Origin of the sequence: Polaromonas sp., assembly GCF_018780625.1 — a bacterium.
Classification (GTDB): domain Bacteria; phylum Pseudomonadota; class Gammaproteobacteria; order Burkholderiales; family Burkholderiaceae_C; genus Polaromonas.
In genome coordinates, this window is record NZ_JADMJK010000244.1 from 1 (window position 1) to 2,176 (window position 2,176).

The following is a 2,176-nucleotide window of genomic DNA, read 5'->3' on the forward strand; positions in this document are numbered from 1 at the left end:
CGCGCTGCACGCCCGCCAGTTCGGTGTCCCAACGATTCACATCGCTCTGCTTGGCCTCGCGCTCCGCAGTGGTCAGCAGCTCCATGCCATCGGCGCGGGCTTTGAGTTGGTCCAGTTGCTGCCTGGCATCGCGCGCCTGCTCAAACACTTTTTTAGAGATCTCGCCGTAGATCTCGGTGCCGGTGAGTTCCTCCAGCAGTTCAGCGCGCTCGTTGGCGCTGGCATTTAAAAACGCGGCAAACCCGCCCTGGGCCAGCAGCATGGATTTGGTGAAGCGCGGAAAGTCGAGGCCGGTGATCTCCGCGATACGCCTCAGCTTGTCGTTGCTCTGGCTGCTAAGAATCTCGCCCGCACCCGTGGCAAGTTCGACCCTGGGCGCCTGCAGCGCGCCGTCCACCTTGTCGCGGGCGCGGCGCTGGCTCCAGAAGGCGCGATAGACGGCGCCCTTGACCTCAAAGCTCACCTCGGCCAGGCAGTCGGCGGTGTGGCGCGTCATGATGTCGTTGGCCGAGGCCGAGATGCTTTTGAGGCGCGGCGTCTCGTGGTAGAGCGCCAGGCAGATGGCGTCGAGCAGGGTTGATTTGCCTGCGCCGGTGGGGCCGGTAATGGCAAACAGGCCGTTGCCCGCAAACGGCGGCTGGGTGAAGTCGATGCTCCATTCGCCTTTGAGCGAATTGAGATTCTTCAGGCGCAGCGACAGGATTTTCATGGCTGGCCTTCTTGCAGGCGGGTGACGACGGCGCGGTAGCGCTCCACCATGGCGCGTCTCAGCTCGTCGGCCAATTCTTCCTGGTCGAGGCGGCGGGTGAACACGTCGTGGGGGCTGAGTTCGTCCAGGGTTTCACGGGCTGCGGCGGCCAAGGTGGCGGCCGCGCTGCTGCGCTGGCGGCGGATGCGCAGCACTTCCACCGGCAGCCCGGCCGTCATGGCCTCAATGCGCGCGGGCAGGTCGGCCAGGTAGTCGTCTTCGGCCACCGTTACCTCCAGCCAGACCGGGCATGCTGGCGTGCCGTCGGCGGCCGCTGTGCAAATCTTTTCGGCAAGCGCCAGCAGGTTGCCGCTGACCGAGACCAGGGCCTGAAAGCGCGGCACTGGCAGCGGCGTGATGGTCTGAAGGCCGTTCGCATCCAGATCGACCAGCAGCACCTCTTTTTGCTGGCGCACTTCGTCAAAACTGAGCGGAATCGGGGAGCCGCAATAGCGAATGTGGTTAAAGCCGCCGACCTGTTGCGGCTGGTGAATATGCCCGAGGGCGATGTAGTCGACGGATGGGAAGGCCGCAGTGGGAAAGGCGTTCAGTGCGCCAACGTAAATTTCGCGCACCGACTCGCTGGTGCTGGCGCCCACCGTGGTCAGGTGCCCGGTGGCGATCAGCGGCAGCTTGTGGCCCAGCGCGGCCTCCAGTGCCGTGCGGCGCAGGCTGGCGGCATCAAACACGGCGGCGTAATGCGCCTGGATGGCGTTCTGCAAGGACTGTTGTTTGTCTTCGGCGGTTTGCCCCGGCTGGCTCTGCAAGACATCACGCGGGCGAATGAAGGGAATGGCGCAGACGACGCAGCCGGCCACGCCCTGCCCGCCGCGCTGGGGCAACACCACCACCTGGGCAGACAGGTCGTCGGCGGCGCCAATCACGGTGGCGCTCAGGCATTCAAGCAACGCCCGGCTTTCACTCAGGGTGGCCACCGAGTCATGGTTGCCGCCCAGCAGCAGCAGGGCCACGCCGGCACTGTGCAGCCGTACCACCAGCTGGCTGTACAACTCACGCGCGTAGCTGGGCGGCGCGCCAGTGTCAAAAATGTCGCCGGCGATCAGCACCGCGTCCACGGCGTGGTCCTCGACCTGCGTCAAGAGCCAGTTGATCAACGCCTGGTGCTCCGCCTGGCGGCTCTTGCCCATGAAGTGCTGGCCGAGGTGCCAGTCTGAGGTGTGGAGGATGCGCATGGATTACCGTGTGGGTGGGATCGTGGCGTAGGGGGAGGCTGCGGAGTTCAGCTCCCAATTGAATTCATGTGAAGAGGTGCCCCAGTGTGTGATGGCAATCCTCTGCTTGCGTTCCAGCACTGCACCGCGCACGCACCATGAACCATCAGTTGCGGCAATCTGTCGCTTTCATTGCGAACGACGTGCGGCCATCAATGTCTGCGCTTTTTCGGCGATGGATCGCCGCGCTTCGCTC

General features: G+C 64.6%; 2 protein-coding genes. Both read right to left on the minus strand.

What is annotated here, in order from left to right; genetic code table 11:
- Positions 1 to 709, minus strand: a 709-nt coding sequence (locus IV091_RS17340) for an AAA family ATPase (protein WP_293470554.1), incomplete at its 3' end; no start/stop codon positions are given.
- On the minus strand, positions 706 to 1,941 hold the full coding sequence (sbcD, locus tag IV091_RS17345) for an exonuclease subunit SbcD (protein WP_293470556.1): 1,236 nt from the start codon (positions 1,939 to 1,941) through the stop codon (positions 706 to 708). The genes IV091_RS17340 and sbcD, both read right to left, overlap by 4 nt.
- Between the last annotated feature and the right edge of the window lie 235 nt (positions 1,942 to 2,176).